This window comes from Kitasatospora sp. NBC_01287, from assembly GCF_026340565.1.
Lineage (GTDB): Bacteria > Actinomycetota > Actinomycetes > Streptomycetales > Streptomycetaceae > Kitasatospora.
Window position 1 is genome coordinate 3,637,567 of the sequence record NZ_JAPEPB010000001.1, and the last position, 16,030, is coordinate 3,653,596.

Below are 16,030 nucleotides of genomic sequence, written 5' to 3' on the forward strand. Positions count from 1 at the left end.
CGTCGCATCACCCGAAGACTCGCGTACACCGGCTCGGGCGTTTTTGCCGGGCCGGGCCGAAGCGGGCGAGATTGCTTCAGCGCTTTGTCGATTTCCCGACACTCGCGCCCCACAAACCCCGCCGCGCCGGGGATGTACCGAGTTTTGTTCGCCCATAGTACCGGAGGCGGTGCCACCGTTTGTGGTGACACCGCCTCCGGCCGCTCACAGCCGCTCGGAACACGGCCGGTCGGAACACGGCCGATCAGAACACGACTGCTCAGATCACGGACCCTCAGCTCACGCTGATGTCATCCGCGTAGTACGTGCCCTGGCCGTACCAGCCGTGCACCCAGATGGTCACCGAGGTGACCGCGGCGCCGGTGGTGAACTTGGTCGAGAGCTGGGACCAGCCGGAGCTGCTGGTCCAGGTCGAGGTGTCCGCGCCGGAGCCGGTCACCCCGAGGTAGGTGTAGTTGCCCTGCACCCAACCGGAGAGCGTGTACGTGGTGTTGGGCTTGACCGTGATGGTCTGCGAGCACTGCGCGTCGTCACTGGCGCCGGCAGCGCCCGCGAGGGCGTACGAGCCGGAGTGCGCCGGGCTCTTCACCACCGAGCCCAGGTTGCCGGTGCACGTCCACGGGGCGAGCGCGCCGGACTCGAAGCCGCCGTTGACCACCGGGCCGCCGGACGGGACGGTGGGCGACGAGGACGGGCTGGAGCTCGGCGAACCCGACGGGGACGAGGACGGGGACGACGACGGCGAACTCGACGGCGAACTCGACGGCGAGGAGGACGGCGAGGAGGACGGCGAGGAGGACGGCGAGGAGGACGGCGAACTCGACGGCGAGGAGGAGGGGGACGGCGACGGGCTGGCCGGCGGGGCCGGGCAGTTGGCCGCCGAGCCGGCGGTGTCCTTCACCACGTCGTTGAAGAGGGTGGCCGCCGGGTCCAGGTCGTAGAGCGAGAACATCATCGTTCCGCCCAGGCCGTTGCAGTGCAGGTAGTCGGCCTTCGCCTGGAGCGACTGGGCGTCCTCACCGGACCAGAAGTTGTTGCCGTCGTAGAAGTAGGCGGCTTGCGCTATCGGGTCCCAGTAGGTGTCCGCCGGGTTGTCCACCACCCCCGAGAGCTCCTTGTACATCCGGATCCCGGCCACGTTGCCGGAGTCCGCCGCGCCGGTCGCCGGTGCGGTGGCCGGTTGGAAGAGCCCGTGGTTGCTGCCCGCCGGCACCCCGGTCCAGCCGCGGTAGTAGAAGGGCACCCCGATGGTGAGCTTGTTCGCCGGGAAGCCGCCTGGTATCCCGTACTGCGGATCACCGACCGTATAGGCCTTGATGGCTTCGTCGATCGAGTACTTGCTGGTCCCCGGGGCGATCACGCTGGACGGATCGGCCGGGTTGTCGTAGATCGGCGACTGGTGGTTGGCCGGTCCGGTGGCCTCCCAACCGCCGTGCATGTCGTACGTCATCGGGTCGCCGAAGGTCAGGTACTGGCCGATCTGGTCGGTCTGGATGTACTGCAGCTTGTCCTGACCGGAGGGCAGCGCCGCCGAGAGCGCGTAGGTCTTGCCGTCGGCCGCGCCCTGGGTGTTCAACTCGGAGCGGAACTCCGAGAGCAGGGCGGTGTAGTCCTGCTTGTCGGCAGCGCCGGCGTGGTTGCCCGTGTGGCCGCCGCCGCCCGGGTACTCCCAGTCGATGTCGAAGCCGTCGAAGATGCCCTTGCCGGTGCCCGTGCCGCCGTAGCCGTTGCGCGAGGGCAGGTTCCCGTCGATGAACATGTTGATGCAGGACGAGACCAGCTTCTTGCGCGAGGCGTCGGTGGCCGCCGCGTCGGAGAAGTACTTCGAGTAGGTCCAGCCGCCGATCGACAGCAGGATCTTGAGGTTCGGGTTCTTCGCCTTCAGCTCCTGCAACTGGTGGAAGTTGCCCGCGAGCGGCTGGTTCCAGGTGTCGGTGCTGCCGTCCACGCTGTTGCCGTTGGCGAAGGTCTTGCCGTAGTCGGCGTACGAGTCGCCGGCCCCGTCACCCGCGTTCGGGTTGCTCTCGTCCTGCGAGGCGGCCGAGTCGGCCTCGAAGCAGGTCAGGTTGGTGGGGTCGATGTTCTCGAAGTCGTAGATCAGGTAGGTGAGTTTGCCGGCCTCACCGTTGGCGGCCACGTTCTGCAGGTAGAACGCGTTCTGGTAGACCGACCACTGGTCGTAGTAGGCCACCGTGATGCCGCCCGACGTGGCGGGCGCGCCCGTGGTGTTGGTCGTCGTGGCCAGTGGGGTGGCCGCCGACTCGCTCTGCGAGGCCTGGGCATGGGCCATGCCCAGCACCGACAGGGCACCGCCCAGCAGCATGGCTGCCGCCGCGGTCACCGCCCCTGCCGCTCTGCTCGATCTGCGCATGCGGTTCTCTTCTCTCTGCTGTGGGGGTGAGAGATGGACGCCTTGCGGTGGTGCCAACGGCTGGTCAGCTCATGCTGTGGAGGTGGCCGCCAACCGTCGTCGCGATGGAATTGCCGTTGCTGGCATCCCAGTTGGTGGACCAGGTCATCGCGCCGCCGATGCCGGGCCAGGTGGTGGTGGGCTTGAAGGTGCCGCAGTTCTTCCCGCTCGCCAGGCAGTCCAGCGCGTTGTCCACGGTCTGCGGCGAGACGTAGCCGCTGCCGGCCGCGCTGGTCGATGCCGGCACCCCGAGGCCCACCTGGCTCGGCGCGAGGCCGCCCTGGAGCTGGATGCAGGCGAGCGCGGTCAGGAAGTTGACGCCGCCCTCGGAGTAGACGTTGCCGTCGCAGCCGTTCATCGCACCGGAGTTGTAGTACTGGGTGTTGACGATGGTCAGGATGTCCTTGGTGGCCAGCGCCAGCTTGAAGTACTCGGTCCCGGTGGACTGCATGTCGATCGTCTGCGGCGCCATGGTGAGCACGAAGCCGCTGCCCACCTTCGCGGCCAGCGAGTGCAGCGCCTGGCTCATGTAGGTCGAGTTGACGCCGTTCTCCAGGTCGATGTCGACGCCGTCGAAGCCGTACTGCTGGACCAGCGCGTAGGCACTGTTGGCGAAGTTGGCCGCCGAGGTGCTGTCGCTCACCGAGATGGTGCCGTTCTGGCCGCCGACCGAGACGATCACCTTGCGGCCGGCCGCGTGCTCGGCCGCGATGTCGGCCTTGAACTGCGCGTCGGTGTAGCCGCCGAGCTTGCTCGCCAGCGTGCTGTCCAGGCTGAAGGTGATGCCGCCGGGGCTGGTCGGGTCGGCGTTCGCGAAGGCCACGGCGATGATGTCGTAGGCCGGGTTGACGGCGCTGAGCTTCTGGTCGGTCGCGCCGTTGTCGAAGTCCTGCCAGTAGCCGGTCAGGACGTGCTTCCCGCCGCCAGGTCCCGTGGGGGAGGAGCTGGTGGTGGGCGAGCTGCTACCGGTCGGCGAGCCGCTGCTGGTGGGCGAACCGCTGGAGCTGGGCGAACCGCTGGAGCTCGGCGAGCCGGTGCCGGTGGGCCCCGTGCTGACCGTGGAGGTGGGCCCGCCGCCAGGACCGGTCAGCACCAGGTCGTCCGCCCCGTAGGCGCCGGTGCCGTACCAGCCGTGCAGGTAGACGGTGACCGTGTGGGTGGACGGGCCGGTGCTGAAGGTGGTGGTCAGCTGGTTCCAGGCGGCGTTGCTGCTCCAGGTGGAGGTGTCCGTCGCGCCGGTCCCGCTGGCGCCCAGGTACACGTAGCTGCCCTGCACCCAGGCGCTCAGCGTGTAGGTCGAGCTGGGCACCACCGCCACCTGCTGGACGCACTGGGCGTCGTCGCTGCCGGCCGGGGTGGCCTGCAGGGCGTACTTCCCGCTGTGCACGGGGCTGGTGACGGCCACGCCGGAGTTCGCCGAACAGCTCCAGCCGGAGAGGCTGCCGGCCTCGAAGCCCGGGTTCTGCAGCAGGTTCACCGGATCGGCGCTGGCACTGCCGCCTCCCGCGAGCAGCACCGCGCCGCTCACCGCGAGGGCGAAGGCGGCCACACCGGCCACCAGGGCGCGGGCGGCCACCGGGCTCCGCCCGCCCGGCTCGGGTCTTCTCTGGATCGCTCTGGTCGCACGTTGCACGATACGGCTCCTCGGATCGGCTGGACGGCGCGGCGGACCGGACCGCGCGCGGAGGCGGAACACAGGCAGCAGGGAGCGTGCTGTCCGCACGGACGGGACTCAGAGTGGACTAGACCAAATGGCCGGTCAAGAGCCGCTCGCGGACCGGCCCCGGCCGACCGCACGTCAAGTCCGCACGGAGCTGACGCGATATCACCAGGCTTGCCGTCAGGGCAGTTCAGCGCGGGTGCGGCCCGCTCCTGGGAGCTCCTGGCGGCATCCGGATTCCATCCACCGTCCACCGCGGCGACCGGCAGAGCAGCGCGGTCAGCGGGTGCATCCGGTAGCAGCCGTCCGGGGTGGCGAGCAGCAGGCCGTGCTCGGCGAGCAGGTCGAGCAGCGGCTCGACCCGGGGCTCGGGGCGGCCGAGCAGCCGGGCGGCGGCCGGGCCGTCGAAGCCGGCCGGGTCCAGCGCGGCCAGCAGGCGCAGCGCGGCGCCGGCCGCCAGGCCGTCCGGCTCCCGCCGCAACCGGGCCCAGGCCGTGCCGAGTGCCTGCGCCACGCCCCCGCCGCTCGGGCTGAGCTCCCCGAGCCGGCGCTCCTCGTCGGCCAGCCTTGCCGCCAGGGCACCCAGCCGGCGCCCCGGCCGGGCCAACAGCCGGGCCGCCGCCACCCGCAGGGCCAGCGGCAGGCCGGCGCAGGCGGCCAGCAGCGCGGCCTCCCCGTCCCCCTCCCCCGCGCCCCCCTCCCCCGTGTGCGGCTCCCCCGCGTCCGGCTCACCGACCAGCCGCCGCCACAGCCGCCGCGCGTCCCCGCCGCCGAGGCAGTCCAGCGCCGCCCCCCGCCCCTGCGGCAGGCCGGCCAGCCGCCCCCGCGCGGTGACCAGCACCGCACAGCTGGGCGAGCCCGGCAGCAGCGCCGCCACCTGCCCCTCGTCCCCGGCGTCGTCCAGCACCAGCAGCAGCCGGCGCCCAGCGATGACCGAGCGGAACAGTGCCCCGCGCCGCTCCGCCTCCGCGGGCAGCGCCTCCGGGGCGACCCCGAGGTCGACGAGCAGTCGCCCCAGCAGCGCCCGCGCCTCGCCCGGACGCCCGTCGGCCTCGTGCAGCCCGGCGTAGAGCTGACCGTCCGGGAACCGCTCGCGCAGCCGTTGGGCCACGTGCACGGCGAGGGCGGTCTTGCCCACCCCGGGCGGCCCGCTGATCACGGCCACCGGCACCGCCCCGGTCCGCCGACCGACCCCGCCCGCACCGAGGGTCCGCGCGAGCAGCCTGGCCTCGGCCGACCGGCCGGTGAAATCTGCCAGGTCGCTGGGCAGCTGGGCCGGTCGGCAGACCTCCCGCAACCGGGTCGCCAGCGCGGGGGCCCCGGGCCGGTCCAGCGCCGGCTCCAGGTCCAGGCCCGGGTCGGCCCGCAGGATCCGCTGCTGCAGCTCCTCCAACTCACGCCCTGGTTCCAGACCTTGACTGCTGATCAGCGACTGTCGGGTCTCGGCGAAGACGGCCAGCGCCTCGCTCTGCCGACCCGCCCGGTAGAGCGCCAGCATCAGCAGGCCGCGCAGCCGCTCCCGGCGCGGGTGCGCGGCCGCCAGCAGCCCGAGTTCGGCGACCACCTCGTGCTGGCGCCCGAGCAGCAGCGCCAGCTCGAACCGCTCCTCCTGCGCGGCCAGCCGCAGCTCGGCCAGCCGGCCCCGGTGCAGCGCGGCGAACGGCCCGGGCAGCCCGTCGAGGCCGCCGCCGCGCCAGAGCGCGAGCGCCTCGTCCAGGGCGCCGGCCGCCTCGGCCGGGCGGCCCGCCGCCCGCCGGGCCCTGGCCCGCTGCCGGGCCGCCTCGAACTCGTGCAGGTCCAGCTCGCCGGGCCCGAGCGCGAGCCGGTAGCCCGCGCCGTGCGAGGTGAGCACCGTGCCCGCCGCCCGCCGGGGCCGGTCGGGCTCCAGGATCCGCCGCAGCCGGGAGACGTAGGTCGCCACCAGGCCCGGCGAGTTGACGGTGGCCCGGGCGCCCCAGACGGCCTGCACGATCTGCCCCCTGGGCACCGGCTCGTTGGCGCTCAGCAGCAGGACGGCCAGCACCGCGCACTGCATGGCGGGCCCCGGATCGCGGACCACCCCGGCCCGGTGCACCACCAGCGGCCCGAGCAGCTCGTAACGGAGCATCCCGCCCGCCCCGGCCCGCGCGACCATTCCCCCGCTCCCCTCACCTGTGGGAGCGGCCCACAGGTGGACCCACGGTGGACTAGACCAGAGACGGCGTCAACACGTCACGGAGAAATACTTGTCGCGCCGGGGACAAGGCAGGCAGGGCGCGGGCGAAAAACCGAAGGCCCGGAGGAAATCCTCCGGGCCTTCGACTTTGGTAGCGGGGACAGGATTTGAACCTGCGACCTCTGGGTTATGAGCCCAGCGAGCTACCGAGCTGCTCCACCCCGCGTCGTTGTGTCTCAACCATAGCACGCCCCCGGCGGCCCCCCGCGCACACCACCCGGCGGGCGATGTGCGCGGGGGCGCAGGTCAGCGCCGCTACGGCGAGGCGGCGGCAGCCGGCGAGGAGGGCTGCGCGGGCGCCGGTGACGGAGGTGCCGAGGTGGCCGGCGGGGGTGCCGCGGCGGTCGGCGAGGGTGCCGCGGACGCACCGCCGGCGCCCTTCTGCTCGGCCGCCACCGCGGCGTTGATCGCGTCCTGCAGCGCCTTCTGCGCCGCCCCGAAGGCCGTCCAGTCGCCGGCCTTGACCGCGTTCTGCGCGTCGGTCTCGGCCTTCTGCGCCGCGGCCAGCGCCTGCTTCAGCGCGGGGTCGGTGGCGGCGACCGTGCCTGCACCGCCACCACCGCCGCCACCACCACCGCTGCCACCGGCGCCGCTCACCGGCGCGACGTCGGTCACCCCGGGCGCCGCCCCGATCACCTGGGTCAGCGCCGACTTCAGACTGTCCTCGAAGGCCACGTTGTCGTTGCCGTAGACCGCCAGCACCTTCTGCAGCACCGGGTAGTTGGAGGAACTGCCCTTGACGTACACCGGCTCCACGTTGAGGAAGCCGCCGCCCACCGGCAGGGTCAGCAGGTTGCCGTAGTCCAGGTTGGAGTCGCTGCCGTTCTTCAGCAGGGTGATCTGGCTGGCCACCGCCGAGTCGGAGTTGAACTTCGCCTGCACCTGACTGGGCCCCGGGGTGTTGCTGTCAGTGGGCACCGTGAGGATCCGGATCTTGCCGTAGTCCGGCCCCGGATCCGCGTCCACCGACATCAGGGCCGCCAGGTTGGGCCTGCCGCTGGGCACGAAGGTGCTGTTCAGCGAGAAGGTCGCGGCCGGCATGTCGGGCATCCGCAGGGTCAGGTAGTAGGGCGGCTGCGGCTGGCTGCCGCCGTTGGTCGGGTCGCCCGGCACCTGCCAGATGTCCGTCCCGTTGAAGAAGGCGTTGGGGTCGGTCATGTGGTACATCCCCAGCAGGTCGCGCTGCACCTTGAACAGGTCCTGCGGGTACCGCAGGTGGGGCAGCAGCGCGGCCGGGATGGCGCTCCTGGGCTGGACCGTGCCGGGGAAGGCCTTCATCCAGGTCTTCAGCACCGGGTCGGCGTCGTCCCACTGGTAGAGCGTCACCTGGCCGGTGAACGCGTCCACCGTGGCCTTGACCGAGTTGCGGATGTAGTCGACCTGGTTCGCGTCCCCGGAGACCTGGCCGCGCTCGCTGCTCAGCGAGTCCTTGGTGGCGTCGCCCAGCGTGGTCTTGGAGGAGAACGGGTAGCCGTCCGAGGTGGTGTAGCCGTCCAGCACCCAGGTCAGGTGGCCGTCCTCGACCACCGGGTACGGATCGCCGTCGATCGCCAGCCAGGGCGCGACCTTGGCCACCCGCTCCTGCGGCGTGCGGTCGTAGAGCACCTTGGCGCCGGTGGTGATCGCCCCGGAGTAGAGGATCTGCGGCTCGCTGAACTTCACCGCGTAGGCGGCCCTGGTGAGCGGGTTGTTCAGCGAGACCCCGCTGTCACCGGTGTACTGGTAGGTCTGCGCGCCGGCGTCGGCGGTGTTGTCGATCTCGTGGTTGGAGCCGTCCACGATCGAGTAGGTGGTGGTGTTCTCGCCGTAGTAGATCCGCTGCTCGTAGCTGCCCAGGTCGCCGGTGGCGGGCAGGCCCGACTCGGTGAAGACCGGCTGGCCGTTGGCGTTGACCTGGTTGCCCTTGGCCGCCACCACACCGAAGCCGTGGGTGTACTTGAAGTGGTCGTTGATCCAGTTGTGCTGCTGCACGCCGCTCGGGTTGAGCTCGCGCACCCCGATCACGGTGTCCTGCGGGTCGGTCGTGGTGGGGTACCGGTCGACGTCCAGAGTGCTCGGGAAGCCGTAGTACGAGCGCTGCTGCTCCATCTGCTGGAAGGTCGGCGAGACCAGGTTGGGGTCCAGCAGCCGGATGTCCGAGATGGTCTGGCTGTCCTGCTGCACCTTGGCGGCGTCGGCGGTCGGGCTGGGCGTGTACACCTGCGACTGCGCCCCGGCGATGCCGTAGGCCTGCCTGGTCGCGTCGATGTTCTGCTGGAGGTACGGCGTCTCCTTGGCCTGCTCGTTCGGCTTGACCTGGAACTGCTGCACGATCGCCGGGTAGAGCCCGCCGATCAGCACCGCCGAGAGCGCCATCAGGCCGAAGCCGACCAGCGCCGGTGCCCAGGTGCGCCGGACCGGCGTCAGGAAGAAGAGCACCGCGCAGATGATCGCCACGCAGAACAGGATCGTCTTGGCCGGCAGGACGGCGTTCGCGTCCACGTAGCGCAGGCCGGTGTAGCCCGGCACGCCCTTGTAGGAAGCGGTCTTCACCGCCAGCGCGTACCGGTCCAGCCAGTACGCGACCGCCTTGAGCAGCACGAAGAGGCCGAGCAGCACCGCGAGATGGCCCTGTGCCCCGGAACTCGCCCGCCGCCCGGGCCCCTGCAGCCGCAGGCCCCCGTAGAGGTAGTGCACCAGCAGCGCGGCGATCAGCGAGACCACCACCGCACTGAACGCGAAGCCGAGCAGGAACTCGTACCAGGGCAGGTCGAAGGCGTAGAAGGCGACGTCCAGGTGGAACTGGCTGTCCTTCACCCCGAAGTCGGTCGCGTTGGTCCACAGCAGCCACAGCCGCCACTGCCCCGACGCGGCCGCACCGGCGACCAGGCCGACCAGCAGGGAGCTGCCGATCAGCAGCCACTTGCGGAACGGCGCGAGGCCCATCCGGTAGCGGTCCAGGCTCTGCTGCTCGACCGACATCGCCGACAGCGGCGGGCGCAGCCGGTGGGCCACCCAGGTGTTGACCCCGGTGACCAGCGCCATCACCAGCCCGAAGACCCCGAAGAGCGCGACCTTGGTCCGCACCTCGGTGCTGAACACCGAGGCGTAGTGCACCGACTTGAACCAGAGCCAGTCCGTCCAGAAGCCGGCGAACAGCACGAACCCCAGGAACAGCAGGACCAGCACACCCACGGTGAGCAGCAGTACCTTGGCGCGGCGGGACGGCGGGCCGATGCGCGCCCCCAAGCCCTGCCCTCCCCGGTCTGGCATCTGGAACACCAAGGCGGCACCTCTGCTGTGGTCGTCGGGATCGGTCAGGACGGTCGGTCAGGTCAAGGGAACTCCCGGGAGCGGCCCCCCGAGTGCAACTTAATCAGCCTTTCATTGAGTTCCCGGGCGCAGGGCACGTTCCGAGCGGGTCAGGACCGGGGCCGGGCACCGACATGTGAGGATTGCTCCATGTCCGATGCCCAGAACACCCCCGCTCCCCTCAGCCCCGCGGCGGACGGCCTGCCGCCGGCCGCGACCCCGCTCACCCGCGCCGCCCTGGAGATCGACGAGTACGTCGCTGGGCTCGGCTGGGACAAGCCCGCGCGCCTCTTCGCCCTGGTCGACAGCGCCCGGCTGCGCCGGACCGACCCGGCGGTGGCCAAGCAGCTCGGCCTGGAGGACGAGACGGCGGGCAACCTGACGCCGGTCGAGCAGGACGAACTGCCGGACGGCATGGCGCTGGACGAGTTCCTCGGCACCATCGCCTGGCCCGACATGGTGACCGGCTGCGCGCTGGTGGTCGAGCGGCTGATGCTTCCGCCGGGCGCGGAGAAGAGCCGCCCGGCCGGCGCGACCGAGAAGCAGCTGGCCGACTGGGTGGCCAACCACCCCAGCCGCCAGGAGGTGCGGATCACCGCCGCCGTGCTGCGCGACGGCAAGCGCGAGATCGCGCTGCGGCTGCGCGAGAAGGACCTGGCGCGCGAGGTGCTGACCGGCCCCGACCTGGTGCCGGGGCTGACCAAAGCCCTGCTGGCGACCTTCGCGTAACGCTCAGGGGGCTCGCCGAGCTCCCTGAGCCCCGGCGGCCCCACCGGCCGCGTCCGCTTCGGCGGGGCTACTTCGCCGAGCAGGAGGCGAGCGCCGAGTCCTGCCCGGCACGGATCTGGCCGAGCGCCTTGATCGCGTCGTCCAGCGTGTTCACCTTGACCAGCCGCAACCCCTTCGGGGTGTTCGCGGCGGCCTCGGCGCAGTTGTCGCTGGGGGTGAAGAAGTACTGGGCACCGGCGTCGCGGGCGGCGATCACCTTCATCGAGATCCCGCCGATCGGGCCGACGTTGCCGCCGTCGTCGATCGTGCCGGTGCCGGCCACGAACTTGCCGCCGGTCAGGTCGGTGGGAGTCAGCTTGTCGATGATGCCGAGCGAGAACATCAGCCCGGCGCTCGGCCCGCCGACGTCCTGCAGCCCGATGTCGATCTTGAACGGGAAGGCGTGGCCGGTGTCCGGCAGGATGCCGACGTAGGCCCCGCCGCTGGTGGGGCTGACGCCCGTGGTGATGCTGACCTGCTGCTGGTCGGCCGGAGCGGGGTTCATGCCGTCCTTGGCCTGCGGGACCACGGTGAAGACCACGGTGTCACCGGGCTTGTGCTTGGTCACCAGCGGCGCCACCTGCTTCGGGTCGCTGACCGCGGTGCCGTCCACCGCGACGATCCGGTCGCCCGCGTGCAGCTTGCCGTCGGCCGGGGCGCCGGCGACCACCGAGGAGACGATCACCTCGCTCGCGGTCGGGATGCCCAGCTGGGTGAGCGCCGCCACCTTGGCGCTGTCCTGGGAGGAGGCGAACTCCTCGGCGTTCTGCTGCTCGGACTGCTGCTCGGTGGTGCCCTTGGGGTACAGGGTGTCGTGCGGCACCACCAGGACGTCCGAGCGCAGCCAGCCGACCAGCACCGAGACCAGGCTCGGTTCGTAGTCGGCACCGGTGACCTGGACGGTCGTCATGTTCAGGTGCCCGCTGGTCGGGTAGGTCTGGTGCCCCGAGATGCTGATCACCGGAGTCCCCGCCTTGTCCTGGGCACCCAGCGTGTTGTACGTGGGGCCGGGGCTCAGCTCCGAGTACGGCACGTTCATCAGCACGGAGGCGCAGAGCAGCGCTATGAGCATCAGGGTGGCGGCGAGCATCGTCGCAGAGCGGCGTGGCATGCCACGACAGTACGGGACCAGCACCAGGTGGCGCCCGCCGGGCCGGGAAGAACCGGGTCGGGAACCCTGACCACGAACCGGGCCCGGCACCCGGGCTAGGAGGAGGCCGGGCCGTCCGTGGGGCCGACCCCGGCGGGCCGGCCGGCCGTGCTGCGCTCCATCGCGGCCAGGAAGCGCTGGTGTTCGGCGAGCGAGGCTCTGTCACCGGTGACCCGCGGCGGCCGCGCGGCCCAGGTCGCCCAGAGGGCGGCGACCACGCCCGCGGCGACGGGGATGCCCAACCAGGCCAGTGCTCCCATATCCGGTCCCTCCGAATCCGTCGTGCCTATCAGCACATTAACCGCCCGGCTTGAGAACGGCTGCGACGCCATCCGGGTTACGGTCGGCCGTTGGCCGCCACCCCTTGGACGTATTCGTAGGACTGCAGCACCGCCGAACGGGTTCCCTCTCCGTTCAGCGGGGACCAGCGCCGCTCAGCTGGGACCAGCGCCGTTCAGCAGGAACCGGCGCCGACCCACTCCTCCTCGCCGTCGGTGAAGACCTGGTGCTTCCAGATCGGCACCTCGTGCTTGAGGTCGTCGATCAGCTTGCGCGCGGCGGCGAACGCCTCGCCCCGGTGCGGGCAGGAGACGGCGACGATCACCGCGGCGTCGGTGATGTCCAGGCGGCCTATCCGGTGCACGGCGGCCAGCGCGCGGACCGGGTGGTCGGCGACCACCTTCTCCGCGATCCGGCGCATCTCCTGCTCGGCGCTCGGGTGGCAGCTGTACTCCAGCGCCGTCACCGACTTGCCGCCGTCGTGGTCGCGGACCGTTCCGACGAAGATCGCGGTGCCGCCGGCCGCGTCGTCACCGACCGCCGCGTACACCTCGTCGAGGGAGAGCGGCGTGTCGCGGATCGCGAGCAGGCGGATGGGGTCGTGATTCTCGGACATGCTCCCATGATCCGCCATGCCGGGCGGGTGGCGGCAATTGTGGGGTCGTCCAAGCCCGGCGGGCAGGTCCGGGGCGGATCCTGGCCGGTCCGGAGCGGACCCTGGCAGCGCGGGGCCGCGGCCGTGCAGCGCGGCCCGCCCCGGCTCGCACCCGGGGCCGGGCCCGGTTCAGATCCGGCGACGCTTGCGGGCCCGGCGGACCAGCGCCGCGGTGCCCACCAGCGCCACCGTCGCGCCCGCCGCGCCCAGGCTGGTGGCCGCCTCCTTGCCGCCCAGCCGGCGCCCGGCCACCGCGTGCTTGCCCGCGACCTGGCCGAGCAGCTCGGCGAGCACCTCCTCGTTGCTGTACCGCGGCCGCCAGCCCGCCTCGTGCAGCCGGCTGCCGGAGACCACCCACGGATACATCGTGTAGGCCAGGTCCCCGGCCGGCGCCGGGGTGAGCCCCAGCCGGTGCAGCCGGGCGGCGGTGCCCAGGGCCAGCGCGGCGGGCAGCTCCATCCTGCGGATCCCGGAGAGCTCCTCGACCTCCTCCTGCTCCAGCCAGCCGTCGCAGCCGACCGTCACCTCGCCCTCGACCAGGCCGAGCACGGCGTACTCCAGGGCGCAGGCCAGGTCGTCCACGTGGCAGAACTGCCAGCACGGCCGCGAACCGGCCACCACCAGCAGCCGGGGCGCCTCGAAGTGCCGGGTCAGCACGGTGTCCACCCCGGGGCCGACCACCACGGCCGGGCGCAGCACGGTGACCTGCAGGCCGGGGTGGGCGCGCGGCGCGCGGTGGGCCAGGCGCTCGATCTCCAGCAGGTCGCCGACCAGGCTGGCCTCCTCGGTGGCCCGCAGCTCGGACTCCTCGGCCAGCGGCACCTCGTTGTCCGGCAGCGCGCCGTAGACCATCGCGGAGGTGCAGAGCACCACCCGGTGCACGCCGGCGGCCGCGGCGGCGGTCAGCACGGTCTGCGCGCCCCGGACGTTGTAGGCGCTGCGGGCCCGCGGGTCGGACTCCATGTTGAGGTCCATCGCGAGGTGCACCACCACGTCCACCCCGCGCAGCCGCTCGGCCACCGCCGGATCCCGCACGTCGAGCACCCGCCACTGCACCCCCGCGGCCTCACCGCGCCGGTCGTCGATGGCGAGCACCTTGCGCACCCAGGGCGACTGCACCAAGCGGGCGGTGACCCGCTCGCCGAGCACGCCGGCGGCGCCGGTGACGGCCACGGTGAGCGGCCGCCCGCCGTAGGCTGGGGGCGCGGACCCAGGGGCCACCTGGGGCTGCTCGCCTCCGGTCAGCCCAGAGCGAACGTCCGAAGGCGGGGAACTCACCGGCCATCCTCCACGGTTAGCTTATGTGCGTACGTACGAGTGTCACGTACGGACCATCCTGCCCGAGGAGAGGGCCACTCGGTGCACCCGGCGCGGGCGAGCCCGCCGTCCCGTACCGAACTGCTCGACCCCGCGACCCCCACTTGCCTTCCCGCCACACCGCCCAGCGCGTGACGGCCGACCAGATCGAGGACCCAGTGAGCGACCTCCCCTTCGGATTCGGTGTCCCGCCCGAGGAGCCCGAGGAGGGCCAGGACCAGGGCGGCAAGAAGGACGACCAGGCGAAGTCCGGCAAGTCCGGTGACCAGCCCGAGCAGCAGCCCTTCGGCTTCGGCGGCAACCCGTTCGGTGCGCTCTTCGGCATGGGCGGCGCGCCCGGCGGCGGTGCGGGTGACAACCCGTTCGCCTCGATGATGGGCGGGCTCGACCCGAACGACCTGGGCGCCGCCTTCCAGCAGCTCGGTCAGATGCTCTCCTTCGACGGCGGCCCGGTCAACTGGCAGCTCGCCAAGGACATCGCCCGGCAGACCGTGGTCGCCGAGCCGGCCGAGGGCAAGCAGAAGGACCGCTCGGTGGGCGCCCCCGAGCGCACGGCCGTCGAGGAGTCGGTCCGGCTGGCCGAGCTCTGGCTGGACTCGGTCACCGAGTTCCCGTCCTCGTCCGCCACCGCCGTGGCCTGGAGCCGGGCGGAGTGGATCGAGGCCACCCTGCCGGTCTGGCAGGAGCTGGTCGACCCGGTCGCCGAGCGGGTGGGCAACGCCATGGGCGGCGTGCTGCCCGAGGAGATGCAGGCGATGGCCGGCCCGCTGATGGGCGTGATGCGCTCGATGGGCGGCGCGATGTTCGGCACCCAGATCGGGCAGGCGCTCGGCGCGCTGGCCGCCGAGGTGCTCGGCTCCACCGACGTCGGCCTGCCGCTCGCGCCGGCCGGCAAGGCCGCGCTGCTGCCGCAGAACATCGCCGAGTTCGGCGAGGGCCTGAGCGTGCCGGCCGAGGAGGTGCGCCTCTACCTGGCCCTGCGCGAGGCCGCCCACCAGCGGCTCTTCGCCCACGTGCCGTGGCTGCGGGCCCACCTGTTCGGCGCCGTGGAGGCCTACGCCCGGGGGATCAAGGTCGACACCTCCCGGATGGAGGAGCTGATGGGCCGCCTCGACCTGGAGAACCCCGAGGCCCTGCAGGACGCGCTGGCCGGCGGGCTGCTGCAGCCCGAGGACACCCCCGAGCAGAAGGCCGCCCTGGCCCGCCTGGAGACCGCGCTCGCGCTGGTCGAGGGCTGGGTCGACGCGGTGGTGCACGCGGCCGCCGAGCCGCACCTGCCGCAGTCCTCCGCGCTGCGCGAGACGCTGCGCCGCCGCCGGGCCACCGGCGGTCCGGCCGAGCAGACCTTCGCCACCCTGGTGGGCCTCGAACTGCGCCCGCGCCGGCTGCGCGACGCCTCCCGGCTCTGGGCCTCGCTGGCCGACGCCCGCGGCATCGAGGGCCGCGACGGGCTCTGGCAGCACCCCGACATGCTGCCCACCGCGAGCGACCTGGACGACCCGGACGGCTTCGTGCACCGCGGTGGCGCCGAGCCGATCGAGGGCGGCCTGGACTTCGACGCGATCGACAAGCTGCTCGGCGAGGCGGCGGCCGGCAAGGCCGACGGCGCGGCGAGCGCCGGCGACGGCAAGGGCACCGGCGACGCCAAGGGCACGGGCGACGGCGACCGCGGTGACCAGCACGAGCAGGGTGACGAGCACGAGCAGAAGGACGACCCGAGCGCATGATCCACACCGATGCCGTCCGCACCCTGACCGCCTGGACGACCGAGGATGCCGGGCAGGAGCTGTTGCGCCGCGACTACCTGGCCCACCTGGCGGCGCACCAGGACGGCCTGTGGCGCTCCTGCCGACCCGCGCACATCACGGCGAGCGCACTGGTGGTCGACCCGGCCGCCGGTCGGGTGCTGCTCACCCTGCACCCCAAGGTCGGGCTCTGGCTGCAGATGGGCGGCCACTGCGAGCCGGGCGACGAGACGCTCGCGGCGGCCGCGCTGCGCGAGGCGACCGAGGAGTCGGGCATCGCGGAGCTGCGGCTGGTGGCCCTGGACACGGAGCCCGCCCCGGTGCTGCTGGACCGGCACCAGGTGCGGTGCGCCGGCAAGGACCAGCCGGAGAACACCCACCTGGACGTCCAGTACCTCGCGCTGGCCCCGGCCGGCGCGCAGGAGCAGATCAGCGACGAGTCGGACGACCTTCGCTGGTTCGGCTTCGACTCGCTGCCGGAGTTGACGGACGCCTCGCTGCGGCGCTTGGTGGAGCTGGCGCGGAAGCGGGTGGGCTGAG

At 72.3% G+C, this 16,030-nt stretch carries 11 protein-coding genes and 1 tRNA gene; 3 read left to right on the plus strand and 9 right to left on the minus strand.

All coding sequences use genetic code 11. The features are described 5' to 3' along the window. Positions 1–274: 274 nt before the first annotated feature. From OG455_RS15215 to OG455_RS15235, 5 genes are all read right to left on the minus strand, one after another. Complete coding sequence (locus tag OG455_RS15215) at positions 275–2,371, minus strand: glycosyl hydrolase family 18 protein (RefSeq protein WP_266293986.1); 2,097 nt, start codon at positions 2,369–2,371, stop codon at positions 275–277. Positions 2,372–2,435: 64 nt separating this feature from the next. Beyond that, positions 2,436–3,938 (minus strand): chitinase, encoded by a 1,503-nt coding sequence (locus tag OG455_RS15220; protein WP_266300796.1) that lies wholly within the window; start codon positions 3,936–3,938, stop codon positions 2,436–2,438. A gap of 322 nt (positions 3,939–4,260) precedes the next feature. Continuing rightward, positions 4,261–6,204, minus strand: coding sequence for a BTAD domain-containing putative transcriptional regulator (locus tag OG455_RS15225; protein ID WP_266293988.1), 1,944 nt, complete (start codon positions 6,202–6,204; stop codon positions 4,261–4,263). Positions 6,205–6,374: 170 nt separating this feature from the next. Continuing rightward, positions 6,375–6,451, minus strand: a tRNA-Met gene (locus OG455_RS15230). A gap of 89 nt (positions 6,452–6,540) precedes the next feature. After that, positions 6,541–9,537: a UPF0182 family protein gene (locus OG455_RS15235; protein WP_266293990.1), complete on the minus strand. Its 2,997-nt coding sequence runs from the start codon at positions 9,535–9,537 to the stop codon at positions 6,541–6,543. A 189-nt stretch (positions 9,538–9,726) separates the two neighbouring features. Between OG455_RS15235 and OG455_RS15240 the strand changes: the two genes are divergently transcribed. Continuing rightward, positions 9,727–10,305: a PPA1309 family protein gene (locus OG455_RS15240; RefSeq protein ID WP_266293992.1), complete on the plus strand. Its 579-nt coding sequence runs from the start codon at positions 9,727–9,729 to the stop codon at positions 10,303–10,305. A 67-nt stretch (positions 10,306–10,372) separates the two neighbouring features. On the opposite strand, the gene OG455_RS15245 is transcribed toward OG455_RS15240, so the two are convergent. From OG455_RS15245 to OG455_RS15260, 4 genes are all read right to left on the minus strand, one after another. Further along, positions 10,373–11,455: a PDZ domain-containing protein gene (locus OG455_RS15245; RefSeq protein WP_266293994.1), complete on the minus strand. Its 1,083-nt coding sequence runs from the start codon at positions 11,453–11,455 to the stop codon at positions 10,373–10,375. Between the two features lie 95 nt (positions 11,456–11,550). Then, positions 11,551–11,754 carry a hypothetical protein gene (locus OG455_RS15250; RefSeq protein ID WP_266293996.1) on the minus strand — a complete coding sequence of 68 codons (204 nt, stop codon included), beginning with the start codon at positions 11,752–11,754 and terminating at the stop codon, positions 11,551–11,553. 194 nt (positions 11,755–11,948) lie between these two features. Beyond that, on the minus strand, positions 11,949–12,389 hold the full coding sequence (locus OG455_RS15255) for a molybdenum cofactor biosynthesis protein MoaE (RefSeq protein WP_266293998.1): 441 nt from the start codon (positions 12,387–12,389) through the stop codon (positions 11,949–11,951). Between the two features lie 168 nt (positions 12,390–12,557). Continuing rightward, complete coding sequence (locus tag OG455_RS15260; RefSeq protein WP_266294000.1) at positions 12,558–13,649, minus strand: NAD-dependent epimerase/dehydratase family protein; 1,092 nt, start codon at positions 13,647–13,649, stop codon at positions 12,558–12,560. A gap of 254 nt (positions 13,650–13,903) precedes the next feature. Between OG455_RS15260 and OG455_RS15265 the strand changes: the two genes are divergently transcribed. Both OG455_RS15265 and OG455_RS15270 read left to right on the plus strand, forming a co-directional pair. Then, positions 13,904–15,472 (plus strand): zinc-dependent metalloprotease, encoded by a 1,569-nt coding sequence (locus OG455_RS15265; RefSeq protein WP_266300797.1) that lies wholly within the window; start codon positions 13,904–13,906, stop codon positions 15,470–15,472. After that, positions 15,469–16,029, plus strand: a complete 561-nt coding sequence (locus OG455_RS15270; RefSeq protein WP_266294002.1) for an NUDIX hydrolase — start codon at positions 15,469–15,471, stop codon at positions 16,027–16,029. The genes OG455_RS15265 and OG455_RS15270 overlap by 4 nt, the downstream gene beginning before the upstream one ends. The last annotated feature ends 1 nt before the right edge of the window (position 16,030 follow it).